Genomic DNA, 19022 nt, shown 5'->3' with positions numbered 1-19022 from the left:
AATGGCGTGTGCCGCCTCGCTCAGCCGCTCCACCGCGCGGTCAAGGCCTGGGCCAGTTGCGCCGGATCGCCGCCGGGATGGCCCTGCAGGATCAGCTGCGCGCCGGCGGCGGGGTCGTAGCAGCCGTCGCCGGATTGCCCGGCCACCCAGGCGCCCTGCGCAGCCAGCGCCAGCACGGCCTCCACCTGCTGCGGATCGCTGCCGCTGAGCAGCAGCACCGCGCTGTGCGCGGCCGGCAGGCCGGCGACCACGGAGGCACCGGCGTCCTGGGCGACGAAGCGCAGGCCGGCCGTGCCGTGCACGCCGACGTCGTCGGGCAGGATGTAGACGTTGCCGGGGGTCACCGGCTCGCCCGCCTCGGCCAGCAGCACCGGCAGTGCGGACACGCGCGCGATCTGCTTGACCAGGTTGCCGTAGCGGCCGCCGTCCAGGCGCAACTGCACCAGCAGCGGCAGCGGGAAACTCTCCGGCAGCGCGGCGAGCAGACGACGGATCGCGTCCGGGCCGCCGATGCCGGCCATCACCAGCACCGCACCGCGCGCGGCGGCGCCTGCACCGGCGCCGCTCGTGGCCGCGGGTTCTTCGGACTCCAGCGCGACCAGCGACAGGCCTTCGGTGGAGAACTGCGGGATGTGCTGCGGCGCGCGCGGCGCGGCGGCGGGCAAGGGCGCGTCATCGTCGACCAGCGACCAGGCACTGGCCGGCAGCGCGGCAGGTGTGGCGGCGGGCGCAGCCGGTGTCGCATCGACGTGCGGCGCAGCCGGCTGCGCAGACGCTTCGCTGGCAGCGGCTTCGGCGCGGGCGAACTGCAGGTCCTCGAAACCGGGCGCGACGTCCGCCGGCGGCTGCCAGGCATACATGCCGTCTTCCGGCGCGGCCTCGGCGAAGCCGGCGGCTTCTTCGACGTGCAGGCCGATCGGTGCGTCGTCGTGCAGTTGCGCAGGCGTCGCCGGCAGGCCCGGCTCCGGCTGCAGGCCGGTCTCGGTCTCGCGGCCGGGCGGCAGCACATCCTGGTGGCCTTGCAGCTTGGCCGCCAGATGCCGCGCCCAGCGCTGCGCTTCCCAGCCTTCGCGGCGCGCGGCCAGTTCGGCCTCGTCGAAGATCACGGTGACGCCGGGCATCGCCAGCGCCGCATCCAGCCGCTCCAGCGCGTCCTCGATCGCCGGCTCCAGCGCGATCAGCACTGCCGCCGGCGCAGCGTCGGACAGGGTCTGCGCGTCGATCGCACCGGGGTCGTCCTCCAGCACGATCGCCGCGCCGACCAGGTGCAGCGCTTCGCGCAGGCGCTCGCGCGCCTTGCCGGGACGGGCCAGCAACGCGACCGGCGTGGAGGTGGCGTCGCCGTCATTCGCGAACACGGGCGATCCCCAGCAGGTCGTAGACGTTGCGCATCAGATCCAACTCTTGGTAAGGCTTGCCGAGATAGCGCTGCACGCCCAGTTCGAAGGCGCGCTGACGGTGCTTTTCGCCGCTGCGCGAGGTGATCATCACGATCGGCACGGCGGCGTAGCGCGGATCCGCGCGCATGGCGGTCGCCAGTTCGTAGCCGTCCATGCGCGGCATCTCGATGTCCAGCAGCATCAGATCGGGCACGCGCTCTTCCAGGCGCTCCAGCGCCTCGACGCCGTCGCGCGCGGACACCACGTCGAAGTTGTGCCGTTCCAGCACGCGGCCGGTGACCTTGCGCATGGTCAGCGAGTCGTCGACCACCATCACCAGCGGCACGCGCCGCTGCTCGGTCGGCGCGGCCTCCACCACCGGCCGCTGCGGCTGCGCCAGGAAGCGGCGCACCAGCGGCGCGATGTCGAGGATCACCACCACGCGGCCGTCGCCGGTGATGGTGGCGCCGTAGATGCCGGGCACCGAGGCGATCTGCAGGCCGACCGGCTTGACCACGATTTCGCGGTTGCCGAGCACCTGGTCGATCGCCACCGCCGCGCGCAGGTCGCCCGCGCGCACCAACAGCAACGGCACCTGCGCCTGGCCTTCGGCGCGTGCCGGCGCCTGCCCGACCAGCGAGCCGAGGTCGTGCAGCGCATATTCCTCGCCGCTGTAGCGGTAGCCGCCGGTGCCGGCCTCGAAGCGCTCGCGGCCGATGCGGCCGATGCCGCTGACCGACGCCACCGGCACCGCGAACGTGGTCTCGCCGATCTGCACGAACACCGCCTGGGTGACCGCCAGGGTCTGCGGCAGGCGCAGGGTGAAGGTGACGCCCTGGCCGCGCACCGAGTGGATGTCCACCGAGCCGCCGAGCTGGCGCACTTCGTTGCGCACCACGTCCATGCCGACGCCGCGGCCGGCCAGTTGGCTGACCTGGTCGTAGGTGCTAAACCCGGGCGCGAAGATCAGCGCATCCAGTTCGTCGTCGGACAGCACCGCGTCGGCGGCGATCAGCCCGCGCTGCTCGGCGCGGCGGCGGATCGCCTCGCGGTCGAGCCCGGCGCCGTCGTCGGCCACTTCCAGCACGATTTCCGATCCCTCGCGGCGCAGGCGGATGGCGATGTTGCCCTCCTCCGCCTTGCCCGCGGCACGCCGTTGTTCCGGCGCCTCCAGGCCATGCGCGACCGAGTTGCGCAGCATGTGTTCCAGCGGAGCGACCATGCGGTCCAGCACGTTGCGGTCGAGTTCGCCGTGGGTGCCTTCCAGGCTCAGGTGCACCTGCTTGCCGGTCTCGCTGGCGGCCTGGCGCACCACGCGCCGCAACCGTGGCACCAGGCCGTCGAACGGCACCATGCGCGCGCGCATCAGCCCGTCCTGCAATTCCGAACTGACGCGCGACTGCTGCTGCAGCAGACCGTCGTACTGCCGCGCCAAGTCGTCGAGCACACCCTGCAGGCCGCCCAGGTCGGCCGCGGACTCGTTGAGCGCGCGGCTGAGCTGTTGCAGCGTGGAGAAGCGGTCCAGTTCCAGCGGATCGAAGCTCTGCTCGGTCTGGTCCTGTTCGCGCTGGTAGCGGGCGACGATCTGCGCCTCGGTTTCCAGATCCAGGCGCCGCAGCTGGTCGCGCAGACGCGCGTTGGTGCGGTCCAGTTCGGCCATCGCGCCGCGGAACGCGCCCAACTGCTGCTCCAGACGCGAGCGGTAGATCGCCACTTCGCCGGCGTGGTTGACCAGGCGATCGAGCAGGTCGGCACGCACGCGTACCTGTTCCTGCATGGGCCGCGCGATCGTCGCCTCTTCGTCGGGCGTGCCCTCCACCGGCAGCGGTGCCGACAACGGCGCCGCCACGGCGGCCAGTGCCGCGGCAGCCAGCGCGTCGTCGGCCGCCGCGAGCGGCGACGCGACGGTAGTCTCGGCATCGCTGGCGGCGGCGAACCGTTGCCCGTGCGTGCGCGCGTCGAACGCGCCGATCAGCTCCTGCGGCATCGCCACCGCGCGGTGGTTGCCGGTCAGGGTCAACAGCTGGTGCAGGCGATCGAAGCCGCGCTCCAGCAACTGCACGTCCTGGCGGTCGAGCTCGGTGCGATGGGCGGCGACCGCCTCCAGCAAGGACTCGATGCCATGGCCGAGGTCGCCGATGGCGTTGATGCCGGCCATGCGCGCGCCGCCCTTCAGCGTATGCAGGTCGCGCTGCAGGCCGCCGAGCACGTCGCGGTCCTGCGGCGCGGCACGCAGCTCGGCGATCAGGCGATCGCAGTGGTCGAGCAGGTCCTTGCCTTCGTCGACGAAGATATCGACCAGCTCGCGATCGAGGTCGGCGAAGTCCAGCGGGCCGAGATCGACGGCCGACAGATCGGTTCGCGCGGGATCGGCCGCGGCATGCACTGCGTCGGTGTCGGACGGCGCGGATGCCGTGGCCTCCGGCGCGTGCTGGTGGTGTTCTTCGTGGATATCGCCGGCGGACGCCGTGTCGGCATCGGCTGCCATGGTCGTGTCGTCCTCACCGACGGCGTCCTCGGGCGCGTGGTGCGCTTCGTCGGATGCCACGGGATGCGCGTCCGACGCCGCCTCGCCGTCGGACGGCGTCGCGTGCGCGACATGCTCCGCTTCGACAGCGCCGTCGTGCGGCGCCCCATCACCAGCATCACCGGTCGGCGCGACGTGTTCCGCATCCGCTTCGGCGTCGGTGTGTTCGCCCATCGTTTCCATGGCGAGAGACGCCGCATCGCCCTCGTGCGTTGCGTCCTCCGAATGCACTGCGTCGTCCGGCGTCGCGTCGCCGTGCTCGGCGGCGGACCCGGTATCGTCGTTGGCCGAGGCCACGCCATCGTGGCGCCAGCCGCTCGACGGTGCCAACGGGTGCTGGTGCAAGCCGATCGCAGGGGCGTCCTCGTTGAGCTGTTGCTCGTGCGCTTCAGCAGTGTCATCGGCGGGCGCGGGCGCGTCGGCGGCGCCATGCGCGGCCGCGTCATCCGCCGCCTGCGGTTCCTGCGCATGTGCGTCGTGGATGTCGTCGGCCGGTGTTTCGGTCGCCTGGTCCACGGCATCGCCGTCGACTGCCATGTGATCCGGCGCCTGCGCATCGTGCGCCTGCACGGCGTCATCCTGGGTGTCGCCCGCCTGCGTGACGGCCGCGTGGCCTTCGGCAGCACCGTCGACCGCCGGGTGATCGGATGCCTGCGCATCGTGCGCGTGCCCGGTCGTGTCCGGCGTCGCGTCGGCCTGTTCCTCGGCCTGGCGATCCTCGGAACCTTGCGCTTCGCCTTCGTGCGACGATGCCTGTGGTTCCTGCGCGTCCGCCGTCGTGTCGGTCTCGGCATCGACGGCGGCCGCATCGGCCGTCGCGTCAGGCGCCGCAGCCGGATCCATCGCGTCCGGCGCGGGATCGTCCAACACCTGCTCGGCGCTCAGCGGCGCCTCGACCGTCAACGCGTCGAGCTGGCCGTCCTGCGCCAAGGCCGCTTGTTCCTCGGCATGACCTGCATCCTGCGATGCCGCCGATTCCTCGACTGGGGGCGCGTTCTGAGCCGACGCCTGATCCTGCGCGGAGGCCGGTGCCTCTTCCGAAGACGGTGCGACTGCCGTGTCCGCATGGACGCCGCCCTCGCCTGCCTGGCGGGCCGCCTCGTCCGCTGGCAGCGTCTCGTGCAGATGCGCGGCGTCGCCCAGGAACGCCGACAGATCGTCGGCCGCGGTGAGTTCCACCGCCTGCACGGCCTGCTCATCCAGGCCGGCCTCGGCCGGTGCCGACGCGGACAGGTCTTCGTCGTCCTCGTCGTGCGCGATCGGCGGCCACTGCACTTCCGGCAGGGTCTCCACCAGCGCGCGCAGGCGCTGCGCCAGGTCGGTGAACGGCGGAATCACCGGCGACGGTGCCTGCAGTTCCGCGATGGTGGCGGCGATGGCGCGCGCCGCGTCCTCGAGCGCACGCACGCCGTCGGCGCTCGGAACGCTACCAGACGCCAAGGCGCGCTTGACGTAGCTCTCGGCCGGCCCGGTGACCGCGGTGATCTCCGGCACGTCGGTCATCGCGAACGCGCCGCTCATGGTGTGCACCGCGCGCAGCAGCGCTTCGGTCGCCGGCTGCGGCGCGTGCTGCAGCCAGGCGTGCACGGTCTCCAGATGGGTGGCGACCTCGGCTTCGAGGATCTCGCGCAACACGCTGTCCACCAACGCTGGTGTGCCCGCGCGCGGTGCGACGGTCGCCTGCGGGGTGGCGAAATAGAACGCCTCCTCGCCGGCGGCGATACGCTCGGCCACCGCCTGGATCGCGTCCAGGTCGGCCTGCACCACGCCGTCGCCGCGCAGCGCGGCATTGAGTTGCGGCAGCACCGCGTAGGCCTGCTCGACCATCGCCACCACCGCCGGGCTGGCGGGACGCGAGCCGTCGAGCACGCGGTTGAGCATGCTCTCGATCTTCCAGCTGAACTCGCCGAGCACGCGCGCGCCGACCAGACGGCCGCTGCCCTTCAGGGTGTGGAACACGCGGCGGATCGGCCGCAGACTTTCGGTGTGGGCAGGCGCGGCGCGCCAGGCCGGCAGCAGCGCACCGAGATTGACCAGTTCCTCGTCGAATTCCTCGAGGAACACCGCGCGGATCTCTTCGTCGATCTCGCCATCGCCATCGATGAAGCCGGTCTCGGCGGCGGGCGGAGCGGCGGCAGGCGCGGCGCTCGCCTCCGCGCTGGCGGGTGCTGCGGCCGCAGGCTCGCCGCTGTGGGCGGCCGCGGTCACGTCGAACTGCGCGGCGGCAGCCTCCAGGTCGGCCAGGAACGCGGCTTCGGCGTCCGACACCGCTGCAGCGTGTGCCTGTACCGGTTCGGGCGTCGCATGCTCCTCGGATTCCAGCGCGGCATGCTCCGGCGCCGATGGCGCATCGGCCACGGCATCGATGTGCGCGGCTTCGCCGATGGCGGCAAGGCCGGCATCGGTCTGCGCCGGGCCATCCATGGGCGCGTGCGACTCGGTCTGGCGTGCGGCGTCGGTGGCCTCCGCGGCCTCCGTCGGGATCGCGTGCGCGGCGTCTTCGGCGTCGGCACCGGCGTCTGCTGGCTCGCCCTCCCCTGCCGCGTCGAGGCGTTCGCCGTGAGCGATATGGGCGCCAGCGTCGGCCATCGCGGCCGCATCCGGCGACAGCGCGGACGCGGCCTGCTCGTCCTGCGCGGCTGGGGCGGCGTGCCAGTCGAGCGTGTCCACCTCGTCGGCGGACCCGCCAGGCGCGTCTTCCAGTTCGATGACCAGCGGCAGCGTGGAGGCGTCGGCGTCTTCTGCAGCAGTCGGCGTGTCGACGATGATCAGGTTGGGATCGTCGTGTTCGTCCAGGCCAGCGAACGCGGCCGGCACATCGGTCTGCGCCTGCTCCGGATACTCGGCGGCCACCGGATCGAAACCGGCGACATCGGAGACGGACGCCGCGGGAGCGGCTGCGGCAGCGTCTTCCTGGGCGAGCGTGGGCGGCGTCTGCGGCCGCAACGCGTCCTGCTCCAGCACCAGGGAATCGAGGCTGATGTGCAGCGGCTCGGCGGTGCCGGTCCAGCTGTCCTGTTCGGCCGCGACCGGATCGAAACTGAGCGCCTGCGACGTTGCTGTGGACTCGTGCTCGTCGCGCGCAGCGCTGTCGGAGACGGGCGCGGAGGCGTGTTCGGCCGCGGTGTCGGCGTCGTCCGTCGCCAGGCTCCACTGCGGCGCCTGCGGTGCGGATGGTGCAGCGTCCTGCGTGCGCGGCGGCGTCTCGAGCGTGTCCTCGGCCGGCGCCAGATCCCAGGCCGGCACGGCCGGCGCGGCGATGGACGGGGGCGCCGACGCGTCGATGCGATCAGCGGCCACCGGCGGCAGCGGCGCAACCGATTCGGCCGCCTCGCTCGCGCTCGGCAACACGCCCGGCGCGGCCGGCGCGGTGTCGGGCAGCGGCCAGTAGCGCAGCGCTTCCAGGCTGCTGCGGGTGATGTCGAGGATCTCCTCGCGCCCGGGGCGGCGCTCGCGCAGCGCTTCCAGGTAGTACTCGAGGCTGGCCATCGCGTCGGCCAGGGTGTCGAGCTGGCGGCCGCTGGGCACGCGGCGCTTGCCGATCAGCTCGGTGCCGACGTAGCGGCGCACGCCTTCCAGGTAATCGGCCGGCTGCGGCAGTTCCAGCATGCGCAGGGCACCGGCGACCTCAGCGAGCAGGCGCGGCACCTCGTCCAGGCGCGCATGGTCCCAGTTGGTCTCGATGAAGGCGACGAAGTGCTCGCGGGCGCTGCCGAAATTGGCGATGGCCTCGTGCGCCAGCACTTCCACCGTGCGCCGCGCCTCGGCGGCACTGGCGTCGTCGTGCACGTCGCCGCCGGCGCCGAGATAGGCGACCTGGTCGTCGAGCGAGGCGTCCACGTACAGCAGCGCACCGGCGATATCCAGCAGCAGGCCTTCGTCGGCCGCGCGGGCGCCATCGACGATGCTGCGCAGCGCGTCGCGCTGCTGCACCACCACGCTGCGCGCCACGCCCAGGCCCATCACGCCCAGGGTATCGGCGACGCTGCCCAGCTCGTCGACCTGGGTCTGCAGCGCGGCGACGTCGCCGCCGGTGCGCAGATGCAGGTCCAGCGCGTCCTTGACCCGCAGCAGTTCTTCCTTGATCGCGGTGCCGACGGTGTCGAGCAGTTCGCGGTTGCGCCCGGCGAGGCTGCCACGCGCATGGTCCAGTTCGGCCTCGGTGGCGGCGGCCGCGTCAGGCGCCAGCGCGAACAGCGCGCCCTCGCTGAGGCCGGCTTCGCCGCGCGCGGCGCGGATCTCGTTGAGCAAGGGCAGCAACACGATCGGAATGTCGCGATGGCCGTCCTGCAGGCGTTCCAGGTAGTCCGGCAGCAGCACGGTGCCGCGCATCAGCGTGGCGCAGGCCTCGTCGCGGTCGACCGCCTGGCCGTTCTGCACCGCGATCGCCAGCAGTTCCAGTTCCTCGGCGACCATCGCCGGCGCGTACAGCTCGACCATGCGCAAGGTGCCCTGCACCTGGTGCAGGTAGCCGGCGCAGAAACGCATGCGGCCGGTGTCGGCCGGTTCCTCGACGAAGGCCTCGATCTCGCCGCGGACCTGGCGCAGGGTCTCGTCCAGTTCCGGCTTGACCCAGCCCAGCGCGGCATGGCTCATCGCATCGCGCAGCGCGCTCATCGCCGCGTCTCCGCGGCCGGGCACGCGCCGTGCCGCGCGAGCGCGGCGACGGGATGCGGGAGTTGTTCACGGTACGTCATGTGCGCTTCCTTCCACCCGGTTCCGGCCCGCTTACGCCGGCAGCTTGAAGTCGGCGACCGAGCGCCGCAGGTCCGCCGCCAGTTGCGCCAGGCGGCCGATCGATTCGGCGGTCTGTCCCGCGCCTTGCGAGGTCTGTCCGGTGATCTGCCGGATCACGTCCATCGTCTGGGTGATGTCGATCGCCGCCGCCGACTGCTGGTGCGCGGCGATGGAGATGTTCTTGATGAGGGTGTTGAGCGCGTTGGACACGCGTTCGATCTCGGTCAGCGCGGTGCCGGCGTCCTCGGCCAGACGCGCGCCGGACACCACTTCGGAGGTGGTCTGCTCCATCGAGCTGACCGCTTCGTTGGTATCGGCCTGAATGGTCTGCACCAGGCCTTCGATGCGGCGGGTGGCGCCGGAGGTACGTTCGGCCAGGCGCTGCACTTCGTCGGCGACCAGCGCGAAACCGCGGCCGGCCTCGCCGGCCGAGGCGGCCTGCACCGCGGCGTTGAGCGCCAGGATGTTGGTCTGCTCGGAAATGTCGTTGATCAGTTCCACGATCGAGCCGATCTCCTGGGTCGACTCGCCCAGGCGCTTGATGCGCTTGGAGGTCTCCTGGATCTGGTCGCGGATCTGGTCCATGCCCTGGATGGTCTCGCGGACCACGCCGGCGCCTTCGGCCGCGATCACCACCGAGCGCTGCGCCACTTCCGCCGACTCGGTGGAGTTGCGCGACACCTGCTCGATGCTGGCGGCGATTTCGTTGATGCGCACCGAGGCCGAGCCGATCTGCTCGGCCTGGTGCCCCGCCGCCTCGGCCAGCTGGCGCGCGGTGGCCTGGGTTTCCTCGGTGGACACGGCGACCTTGGCCGAGGTGTCGTTGATGGTGGTCACCAGGTGGCGCAGTTCGTCGACGGCGTAGTTGATCGCGTCGGCGATGGCGCCGGTCATGTCCTCGGTGACCGAGGCCTTGACGGTCAGGTCGCCTTCGCCGAGCGAACTGATTTCGTCGAGCAGGCGCATGATCGCCTGCTGGTTGCGGCTGTTGTATTCCACCTGCGTCTGCAGGCGGATTTCCTGCTCGCGGCTGCGGCTGCGCACCGTGGTCCAGACGAAGCCGACGATCGACAGCAGCGCCAGCAGGCCGGAGATCACGCCCAGCCAGAAGTTCGGGAACAGGCGGGTGTCGCGGGTGGAGCCGAACGCGGAGAACGCGTCGAACAGCTTCTTGCTGTCCTCCAGCATCTTGCCCGAGCCGGCGGTCAGCGCCGCGGCGGCGGACTGTGCGGCGAACAGGCTGCGCGAGCTGGCCTGCAGCGCATCCAGGTCCTTCTTCATTTCCGCCCACTGCGCCTGCGACTGCTCCAGCGCGGCCAATGCGGCGGCGTTGCGCACTGGGGCGATGCCCAGTTCCTCGTTGCCGTTGCGCAGGCCCTCGAGCATCTGCCCGAACACCACCGCGTCGCGCGCCAGCGCGTCGCCGGCACTGGCCGCACCGCGGCCGCCGGCGCGCATTTCGGTGACGCGGCGGGCCATGGTGCCGGCCACCACCACCTGCTGCAGCGTGTTGTAGATCTGCGCGGCGGGCGCGCCGCCGACCGTCATCGCGCGCACCACCTCGTTCAACTGCGCCTGCAGCTGCGGCACGCCGCCGACGAAGCGGTCGGCGTTGCCGGCCAGCGCCAGCACCGCCGGTTCGCTGTCCACCACCTGCTGCGCGTTCTTGGCCAGTGGCGCCCAGGTGCCGTTGAGGGTCTGCAGCGGCGCGGACACGCCGGCTTCGTTGGCGTAGCGTGCGTTGAGCTCGGCGACGGTGCTCTCCACCTTCGCCTTGGTCTGCTTGAATTGCTTGAAGGTCTCGGCGTTGCCGGACACTGCGTCGCGGGCCTGGTTGGCCAGCTGTTGCGACAGCACCTGCAGGTCGGCCGCGCCGGTGCTGGCGCCGGCCAGGCGGTTGCCCTGCCAGGTGGCCACGCCGGTGTTGGCGCCGAACACGACCAGCGACAGCGCCAGCAGGCCCAGCCAGAAACTCGTGCCCACGCTGCCGAGCTTGCTGGCCTTGCGGGCGTCCGGAGCAGTACTCATGATGCGACCTCGGTCTTCGATGCGGAGGCAGCGCGCGCGCTCAGGCGGCGGCTTGCCGGAATTCGGGAGTGCGCGACAGCAGCGACAGCGAGAACACGCCCCAGTCCTGGGCGTCGCCGCGGAAGGCGCGGTCGATGAAGTGCGCGTAGCGGCCCTGGGCCAGATCGCCCGGCTCCACCGCCTGCGCCTCGGTGAAGCTGCGCTGGCCGAACAGTTCGTCGATGGTCAGGGCCACGTCGCCGCCGCTCTGGCGCATGATCAGCACGCGCTGGCCTTCCTGCAGCGCAGTGCGCTCGCCTTCCAGGAACTGCTTCAGGTCGACCACCGGGAACAGGTTGCCGCGCAGGTTGCCCACGCCCAACAGCCACGGCTGCGCGCCCGGCACCGGGGTGACCGGCGGCATGCGCACGATCTCCACCACTTCGCGGAAATCCGAGACCAGGTGACGCTTGCCGACGCGGTAGCCGACCCCGCGCCAGACGTCGTCGTCGAAGGCGCGTTCGGGCATCTGCACGGCGTGCGCCAGGCTGCGCCGCTCGTAGGCCTCGAGGATGTCGAAGGGCGAGCGCATGTCAGCCCACCAGTTGATTGATGCGGGCGATCAGCTCGTCTTCCCGCGGCGGCTTGACGATGTAGTCGGTGGCGCCCTGGCGCATGCCCCAGACCTTGTCGGTCTCCATGCTCTTGGTGCTGATGATCAGCACCGGGATGTGCCGGGTGGCCTCATCGCGCGACAGCGCGCGGGTGGCCTGGAAGCCGCTCATCCCCGGCAGCACCACGTCCATCAGCACCAGGTTCGGCGCCTGCTCGCGTACCAGCTTGATCCCGTCCTCCGCGTTGTCGGTGGACAGGACCTGGTGCCCGGCTTTTTCAAGCCATTGCGTGAACACCGCCCGGTCGGTCGGTGAGTCCTCGATCAACAAGATACGGGCCATGCTGCCTTTCCCCCTGGTCAGGCGTTGACGTATGTACGGATCGCGCCCAGCAGCTCTTCGCGTGTAAAGGGTTTGGTGAGGTACTGCTCGGACCCGACGATGCGCCCGCGCGCCTTGTCGAACAGGCCGTCCTTGGAGGACAGCATGATCACCGGCGTGGCCTTGAACAGCTGGTTGCCCTTGATCAGCGCGCAGGTCTGATAGCCGTCCAGCCGCGGCATCATGATGTCCACGAAGATGATCTGCGGCTGCTGGTCGGCGATCTTGGCCAGCGCCTCGAAGCCGTCGGTCGCCGTCACCACTTCGCACCCTTCGCGCTTCAGCAACGTTTCGGCAGTGCGACGGATCGTTTTCGAATCGTCGATCACCATGACCCGCAAGCCTGCGAGTTCCCCACCCGCAGTCGTGTTTTCACTCATCACTTGCCCCCAAGCGCGCGACGCTTCATCGGATCCGGCTTCGCTGCGAAACGCCATGTATCCCAAGACCCGCTGCGACTGTCAAGGCCGCCGCTGCCGGTCTGCGTTGAACCACGTAACAGCACAAACTATGTCACAGTTTGGCGGATAACGTGCGACACCGCGCAGCCGCGTCCGACACCCGGTGCGCGGCGCCCGCGCCGACCCGCTACCATCTTCCGCTCAGTCTCTCAGGTGCCCCCATGCCGTTCGATGTCATCGTGGTGATGGACCCCATCGCCAGCATCAAGATCGCCAAAGACACGACCTTCGCGATGCTGCTGGAAGCGCAGCGCCGCGGGCACCGGCTGCACTACGTGCGCCCCGGCGGGTTGACCCTGCGCGATGGCTGCGCAACCGCCCAGGCCGCGCCGCTGCGGGTGCGCGACGACAAGGCCGGCTGGTTCGAGCTGGACGCGTTCGCCGAACTGACCTTCGGTCCCGGCCAGGTCGTGCTGATGCGCAAGGATCCGCCGTTCGATGCGGAGTTCCTGTACGACACCCACGTGCTCAGCGTGGCCCAGCGCGCCGGCGCGCAGGTGGTCAACGACCCGCAGGGCCTGCGCGACTTCAACGAGAAGCTGGCCGCCCTGCTGTTCCCGCAGTGCTGTCCGCCGACGCTGGTCAGCCGCGACGCCGCCACGCTCAAGGCCTTCGTGCTGGAGCATGGCCAGGCGGTGCTGAAGCCGCTGGACGGCATGGGCGGGCGGTCGATCTTCCGCAGCGGCACCGGCGACCCCAACCTCAACGTGATCCTGGAGACGCTGACCGACGGCGGCCGCAAGCTGGCTCTGGCGCAGCGCTTCATCCCGGACATCAGCGCCGGCGACAAGCGCATCCTGCTGGTCGACGGCGTGGCGGTGGACTACTGCCTGGCGCGGATTCCGCAGGGCGACGAGTTCCGCGGCAACCTGGCCGCCGGCGGCCGCGGCGAAGGCCGCCCGCTGAGCGAGCGCGACCGCTGGATCGCCGCCCAGGTCGGCCCGGAGATGAAGCGGCGCGGCATGCGCTTCGTCGGCCTGGACGTGATCGGCGACTACCTCACCGAGGTCAACGTCACCAGCCCCACCTGCGTGCGCGAGCTGGACGCGCAGTTCGGGCTCAACATCGCCGGGCTGCTGTTCGACGCCATCGAGGCCTACCCGGCGCGATGAGCGCGGCCGCCGCGACGCCCGCGCCGCGCATCGGCGAGCGCGAACGGCTCAGCGCCACCCTGGTGCTGTCGCTGATCGTGCACGGGCTGCTGATCCTGGGCGTGGGCTTCGCGATCGACGACGACGCACCGCTGGTGCCGACGCTGGACGTGATCTTCAGCCAGACCAGCACGCCGCTGACGCCGAAACAGGCCGACTTCCTGGCCCAGGCCAACCAGCAGGGCGGCGGCGACCACGACACGCCGCAACGTCCGCGCGACAGCCAGCCAGGCGTGGTGCCACAACGCCAGGACGGCCTGGCCCCGCAGGCGTTGCGTGCGCAGACCGCGGCCGCGGCACCGGAACCGACCCCGCGCGTGGTCAGCAGCGCGCGCGGCGAGCAGCCGCTGCCGGTGGCGCAGACCCAGCCGCGTACGGATGAGCCGCAGCGACCGGTGGACGCGCAGCGCGAACAGCGCGATGCCGAGATGGCGCGCCTGGCCGCCGAAGTGCACCTGCGCTCGGAGCAATACGCCAAGCGCCCCAACCGCAAGTTCGTCTCCGCCAGCACCCGCGAGTACGCCTACGCCAACTACCTGCGCGCCTGGGTCGACCGCGCCGAGCGCGTCGGCAACCTCAACTATCCCGACGAAGCGCGGCGGCGCCGGCTCGGCGGCCAGGTGGTGATCAGCGTCGGCGTGCGCCGCGACGGCAGCCTGGAGAGCAGCCGCATCCTGCGCTCCAGCGGCGTGCCGATGCTCGACGCCGCCGCACTGCGGATCGTGCAACTGGCGCAGCCGTTCCCCCCACTGCCGCGCACCGACGACAACGTCGACATCCTGCAGGTGACCCGCACCTGGGTGTTCCTGCCCGGCGGCAGCCTGGTCGACGACCGCTGAGCGGCACGCAGATCGCCCCTCTCCCCCCGGGAGAGGGGTTGGGGTGAGGGTACGACCGCCCGCAACGCCTGCCGGTCGCAACAGGTCGAGGCTTCGCCCGCACCCTCATCCGCCCCTTCGGGGCACCTTCTCCCGCGGGGAGAAGGGAGAGCGTTAGCCCCTCTCCCACCGGGAGAAGGGTTGGGGTGAGGGTACGATCGCCCGCAACGCCTGCCGGTCGCAACAGGTCGAGGCTTCGCCCCGTACCCTCACCCGCCCCTTCGGGGCACCTTCTCCCGGTGGGAGAAGGGAGAGCGCTGGCCCCTCTCCCATCGGGAGAGGGGTTGGGGTGAGGGTACGACCGCCCGCAACGCCTGCCGGTCGCAATAGGTCGAGGCTTCGCACGTACCCTCATCCGCCCCTTCGGGGCACCTTCTCCCAGGGGGAGAAGGAGAGCGTTAGTCCCTTTCCCATCGGGAGAGGGGTTGGGGTGAGGGTACGACCGCCCGCAACGCCTGCCGGTCGCAACAGGTCGAGGCTTCGCCCCGTACCCTCATCCGCTCCTTCGGGGCACCTTCTCCCGGCGGGAGCAGGAGAGCGTTAGCCCCTCTCCCATCGGGAGAGGGGTTGGGGTGAGGGTACGACCGCCCGCAATGCCTGCCGGTCGCAACAGGTCGAGGCTTCGCCCCTTACCCTCATCCGCCCCTTCGGGGCACCTTCTCCCGGGGGGAGAAGGGAAGCGCTTGCCCCTCTCCCACCGGGAGAGGGGTTTGTGTGAGGGTCCGGTCGCCCACAACGTCCAACGGCCGACATAACCATTGGTGCCGCCGACATAACGACGCGGCATTTCTGTGATGGCGTCCCATTAAGGTTAATGGAGCGGGGGGAACGTTACCGCGCATACCGCATCATCCAGGACGGGCGGATTCGAGTCGGCGCGGCGGCCCCCCGCCCCCACCACCCGAGTCGCCTTCCGCATGCACAACCATCGCTCCCTCCGCAGGCCCGCCCTGCTCGCCCTGGCACTGAGTGCCGCCCTCGCCCTCCCGCCGGCCCAGGCCCAGTCCACCACCGGCGCCGTCGCCGGTCAGGCGCCCGCCGATACCCAGCGCATCCTGGTGCGCAGCGACAGCGGCCTCAGCCGCGAGGTCGCCGTGGATGCGCGCGGCCGCTACAGCATCGGCCAGTTGCCGCTGGGCACCTACACCATCATCGCCAAGGGCGCCGACGGCAGCGTGCTGGGCAGCCGCGACGGCATCAGCCTCACCGTCGGTGCCGTCACCGACGTCTCCTTCAGCCCCGCCACCACCAGCCTGGCCGGCGTCCAGGTCAGCGCCGACCGCGCCGCCGCCGCGATCGACGTGAGCAGCGTGGATTCGCGTACCGTGATCAATGCCGAACAGTTGCAGCGCCTGCCGCTGGGCCGCTCGGCCGAGGCCATCGCGCAACTGGCGCCCGGCGTGGCCGGCAACAGCGGCAGCGGTACCTATATCGGCCCGACCGGGGCGCAATTGCTCAGCTTCGGCGGCTCTTCGGCCGCGGAGAACGCCTATTACATCAATGGCTTCAACACCACCGACCCGCTGCGCGGACTGGGCGGACTGACCCTGCCCTATGGCAGCATCGACCAGTTGGAGGTCTACACCGGCGGCTACAGCGCCAAGTACGGCCGTTCCGACGGCGGCGTGATCAACGCCGTGGGCAAGCGCGGCACCAACGAATGGCATTTCGGCGGCCAGGCGACCTGGGAACCGGATGGCCTGCGCTCGGCGCAGAAGGACGTGTACGCGCCCGGCAACGGCGCGCTATATCGGCCGGACAGCAAAAGCGGTTCCACGCTCAGCACCCAGAGCATCTACGCGGGCGGCCCGCTGATCCAGGACAAGCTGTTCTTCTTCGGCGCCTACGAATTGCAGCGCCAGGACGGCGACAGGTTCTACGGCGCGCGCGAGACCACGCCAGGCGAGTACTACTACGACTACCAGTACCGCCGGCCGAGTTGGTACGCCAAGCTCGACTGGAACATCAGCGACAGCCAGTTGCTGGAAATCACCGGGGCCTCCAGCCGCTATGTCACCCGTGGCAAGTACTACCTGTACAGCGGCCGCGATATCGGCGCCCTGCGCAACGATGCCGACACCACCAAGACCGGCGGCGACTTGTGGAGCGCCAAGTACACCGGCTACCTCACTGACCGCCTGACCTTCAGCGCGCTGTACGGCCAGCAACGCACCGACGACTACAGCCGCAACCCCAGCTACAACGGCGCGCTGACCTATCTTTCCAGCACCAGCTTCCAGAACCCGGCCTACACCGGCGGCACCCCGATCACCAATGCGCAGACCACCTCGCTGCTGGTCGATCCCGCGCGCGGCAACCGCACCGACAACCTGCGCCTGGATCTCAACTACGCCATCGGCGCGCACAGCATCACCATCGGCATCGACAACCAGAACGCGCGCGCGCTCAACCGCGGTTCGGTGGCCTCCGGCGACGGCTACTACTGGATCTACGGCCAGGCCAATCCCAACGTGCCGATCAGCACCAGGCTCGGCGTTCCGGCCACCGGCGGCTACCCCAACGGCCAGGACGGCTACTACGTGCGCAAGTACATCTACAGCGCGCTGGCCTCGGTGCGCTCGGCGCAGCGCGCGCAGTACGTGGAGGACAACTGGCAGGTCAACGACCGGCTGCTGCTCAACCTCGGCCTGCGCCTGGACCAGTTCACCAACTACAACCGCGACGGCGCGCCGTACATCAAGCAGACCAGCGGGCAATGGGCGCCACGGCTGGGCTTCAGCTGGGACGTCGACGGCGATGCGCGCTTCAAGGTGTACGGCAACGCCGGCCGCTACTACCTGGCGCTGCCGCTGAACCCGGCGTTTAATGCCGCCGGCGCCACCCTGGCCACCTCGACCTACTATACCTACGGCGGCATCGACGCCAACGGCTATCCGACCGGCCTGACCCAGATCTCCGGGGCGGTCTCGTCCAACAACTACTACGGCATCCCGCCCGATCCCAAGACCGTCGCCACGCAAGGCATCAAGCCCTCGTTCCAGGACGAGTTCATCCTCGGCTTCACCAAGGCCTGGGGCGACAGCTGGGTCTACGGCGCCAAGGGCACCTACCGCGTCCTGCGCAGCGGCGTGGACGACTACTGCGACAGCGAGACCGTGTTCGCCGCCGCCGCGGCGCAAGGGCACACGGTGACCCTGGCCAGCAATCCGGTCAGCTGCTGGCTGATCAACCCGGGCCGGGCCAACACCTTCACCCTGGTCGACACCTCGGGCAACTACGTCAAGGTGCCGCTGAGCAACGCGCAGTTCGGCTTCCCGGCGTTCAAGCGCAACTACTACGGACTCAACCTGTCGCTGGAGCATCCGTTCGACCAGCGCTGGTACGGCCGCCTCGACTACACCTGGTCGCGCAGCTACGGCACCACCGAGGGCCAGTTGCTGTCGGGCATCGGCCAGACCGCGGTGTCCACCACCCAGGCCTGGGACTTCGCGCAGCTGATGGAGCACACCAACGGCCCGCAGAGCAACGACCACACCCATCAGTTCAAGTTCTACGGCTACTACCAGCTCAACCCCGCATGGCTGGTGTCGGCCAACCTCAAGCTGATCTCCGGTTCGCCGTTCAGTGCGCTGGGCTCCTACGGCCCCGACCACAGCGACCCTTCCGGCTACGGCATCGCCTATCACTACTACCAGGGCCAACCGGCGCCTCCGGGCAGCCAGGGCCGCCTGCCGTGGCTGCAGCAACTGGATCTCGGCGTGTCGTGGCGGCCGGCCTACGCCGACCGCAAACTGGCCTTCACCCTGGACGTGTTCAACGTCTTCAACGGCCAGGCCACGCTGTGGAAGTATCCGTACTCGGAGACGGGACCCGGCAATCCGGATCCGGTGTACGGTGCGGCACTGCTGCGCCAGGCGCCGCGGTCGCTGCGGTTGAGCGTCAGCTACGACTACTGATCCGCTGCACAGCGATGCGAAGGACGCCGGCCACGCAAGGCCGGCGTCCGCGGCAGCCTTCAGCCGGCGACACTGGCGGCGTACAGCCGATCGGCGAGCGCCACGATCTCCGCGGCATCCTGGACCCGCGCGCGCCATGCCGCGGGAATGCCTTCGACGCCATAGAAAGCACCGGCCAACTGTCCGCAGATCGCGGCCGTGGTATCGGCGTCGTCGCCAAGATTGGCCGCGCGCAACACCGCGTCGGCGAAGCACTCAGTGGTCGCGAAACACCACAACGCCGCCGACAACGCATCGACCACGTAGCCGGTGCCGCGGATCTGCGTTGCCGGCACCGCCGCGTGGTCGCGGGTGGCCAGCGCGCGCAGCGCCGGGGTCTGCATCGGCGGCGCATCTGTCGGCTGCAGCACCTGCGCACGGTTCTCGCCCAGCAGCGCGGCCCGCAGTTGGAAGGCGAACAGCCGGCTGGCGTCCAGCGCCTCGGCCGCGGCATGCGTGGTGCGAGAACTGTCGGCGGCACGCGCGGCCAGTTCGTCGGGGAGGTGCGCGTAGAACATCGCCACCGGCGCCAGCCGCATCAGCGCGCCGTTGCCGGCCGCGCGCGGATCGTCGCTGCCGCTGAACGCCGGCCCGCCCTGCAGGTAGCGCTCCAGCGCCGCGCGCACCGTGTTGCCGATGTCGAAGCACGTGCCGGTGCTGCTCAGGTAACCGTGCCGGTACCAATTGCAGTAGCGGTTCATCTGGTCGGCGGCGTCGAAGCCCTGCCGGTACAGCAGGCTGTGCGCCAGGCACAGCGCCATCGAGGTGTCGTCGGTCCACTGCCCCGGCTGCAGCTCGAACGGGCCGCCGCCGACCATGTCGTCGATCGGCGCGAAGCTGCCGGGCGCCTTGAATTCCAGGGTGGTCCCCAGCGCGTCGCCGACCGCCAGTCCCAGCAGGCAACCGCGGAAGCGGTCGCCTGGCGTCACCG

General features: G+C 70.5%; 10 protein-coding genes. 3 read left to right on the top strand and 7 right to left on the bottom strand.

Features of this window, described 5'->3' with window-relative positions; all coding sequences use genetic code 11:
- Positions 1-20: 20 nt before the first annotated feature.
- From RAB70_RS09635 to pilG, 6 genes are all read right to left on the bottom strand, one after another.
- Positions 21-1358: a chemotaxis protein CheB gene (locus tag RAB70_RS09635; protein WP_148829658.1), complete on the bottom strand. Its 1338-nt coding sequence runs from the start codon at positions 1356-1358 to the stop codon at positions 21-23.
- Positions 1345-8523 (bottom strand): Hpt domain-containing protein, encoded by a 7179-nt coding sequence (locus RAB70_RS09630; RefSeq protein ID WP_148829657.1) that lies wholly within the window; start codon positions 8521-8523, stop codon positions 1345-1347. Before RAB70_RS09630 ends, RAB70_RS09635 begins: the two co-directional genes overlap by 14 nt.
- A gap of 111 nt (positions 8524-8634) precedes the next feature.
- A complete protein-coding gene (locus RAB70_RS09625; protein WP_017910265.1) occupies positions 8635-10671 on the bottom strand; it encodes a methyl-accepting chemotaxis protein in 2037 nt (678 codons plus the stop codon).
- Between the two features lie 40 nt (positions 10672-10711).
- Positions 10712-11242: a chemotaxis protein CheW gene (locus RAB70_RS09620; RefSeq protein ID WP_017910264.1), complete on the bottom strand. Its 531-nt coding sequence runs from the start codon at positions 11240-11242 to the stop codon at positions 10712-10714.
- Position 11243: 1 nt separating this feature from the next.
- The gene (locus RAB70_RS09615) at positions 11244-11606 is read right to left on the bottom strand and encodes a PleD family two-component system response regulator (protein ID WP_026143267.1); all 363 of its coding nucleotides are present in this window, start codon (positions 11604-11606) and stop codon (positions 11244-11246) included.
- A 17-nt stretch (positions 11607-11623) separates the two neighbouring features.
- The gene (gene pilG, locus RAB70_RS09610; protein WP_003472648.1) at positions 11624-12025 is read right to left on the bottom strand and encodes a twitching motility response regulator PilG; all 402 of its coding nucleotides are present in this window, start codon (positions 12023-12025) and stop codon (positions 11624-11626) included.
- A 242-nt stretch (positions 12026-12267) separates the two neighbouring features.
- Here pilG and gshB point away from each other — a divergent pair, with 242 nt between their 5' ends.
- The 3 genes from gshB to RAB70_RS09595 all read left to right on the top strand — a co-directional run bounded on the left by gshB (position 12268) and on the right by RAB70_RS09595 (position 18052).
- Positions 12268-13218 (top strand): glutathione synthase, encoded by a 951-nt coding sequence (gene gshB, locus RAB70_RS09605; protein WP_017910262.1) that lies wholly within the window; start codon positions 12268-12270, stop codon positions 13216-13218.
- Complete coding sequence (locus RAB70_RS09600; protein WP_148829656.1) at positions 13215-14096, top strand: energy transducer TonB; 882 nt, start codon at positions 13215-13217, stop codon at positions 14094-14096. The genes gshB and RAB70_RS09600 overlap by 4 nt, the downstream gene beginning before the upstream one ends.
- Positions 14097-15052: 956 nt before the next feature.
- On the top strand, positions 15053-18052 hold the full coding sequence (locus RAB70_RS09595) for a TonB-dependent receptor (protein ID WP_148829450.1): 3000 nt from the start codon (positions 15053-15055) through the stop codon (positions 18050-18052).
- Between the two features lie 59 nt (positions 18053-18111).
- On the opposite strand, the gene RAB70_RS09590 is transcribed toward RAB70_RS09595, so the two are convergent.
- A complete protein-coding gene (locus RAB70_RS09590; RefSeq protein ID WP_148829449.1) occupies positions 18112-19020 on the bottom strand; it encodes an ADP-ribosylglycohydrolase family protein in 909 nt (302 codons plus the stop codon).
- Positions 19021-19022: the final 2 nt, after the last annotated feature.

Origin of the sequence: Xanthomonas sontii (assembly GCF_040529055.1) — a bacterium.
Lineage (GTDB): Bacteria > Pseudomonadota > Gammaproteobacteria > Xanthomonadales > Xanthomonadaceae > Xanthomonas_A > Xanthomonas_A sontii.
The sequence above is the reverse complement of the archived record's forward strand: the minus strand, read 5'-3'. Positions and strand labels throughout refer to the sequence as shown.

Coding starts and splice junctions, on each gene's coding strand:
- gshB (WP_017910262.1), top strand. CDS start 12,268: ATGCCGTTCGATGTCATCGTGGTGATGGACCCCATCGCCAGCATCAAG.
- RAB70_RS09630 (WP_148829657.1), bottom strand. CDS start 8,523: ATGAGCGCGCTGCGCGATGCGATGAGCCATGCCGCGCTGGGCTGGGTC.
- RAB70_RS09625 (WP_017910265.1), bottom strand. CDS start 10,671: ATGAGTACTGCTCCGGACGCCCGCAAGGCCAGCAAGCTCGGCAGCGTG.
- RAB70_RS09615 (WP_026143267.1), bottom strand. CDS start 11,606: ATGGCCCGTATCTTGTTGATCGAGGACTCACCGACCGACCGGGCGGTG.
- pilG (WP_003472648.1), bottom strand. CDS start 12,025: ATGAGTGAAAACACGACTGCGGGTGGGGAACTCGCAGGCTTGCGGGTC.
- RAB70_RS09595 (WP_148829450.1), top strand. CDS start 15,053: ATGCACAACCATCGCTCCCTCCGCAGGCCCGCCCTGCTCGCCCTGGCA.
- RAB70_RS09600 (WP_148829656.1), top strand. CDS start 13,215: ATGAGCGCGGCCGCCGCGACGCCCGCGCCGCGCATCGGCGAGCGCGAA.
- RAB70_RS09620 (WP_017910264.1), bottom strand. CDS start 11,242: ATGCGCTCGCCCTTCGACATCCTCGAGGCCTACGAGCGGCGCAGCCTG.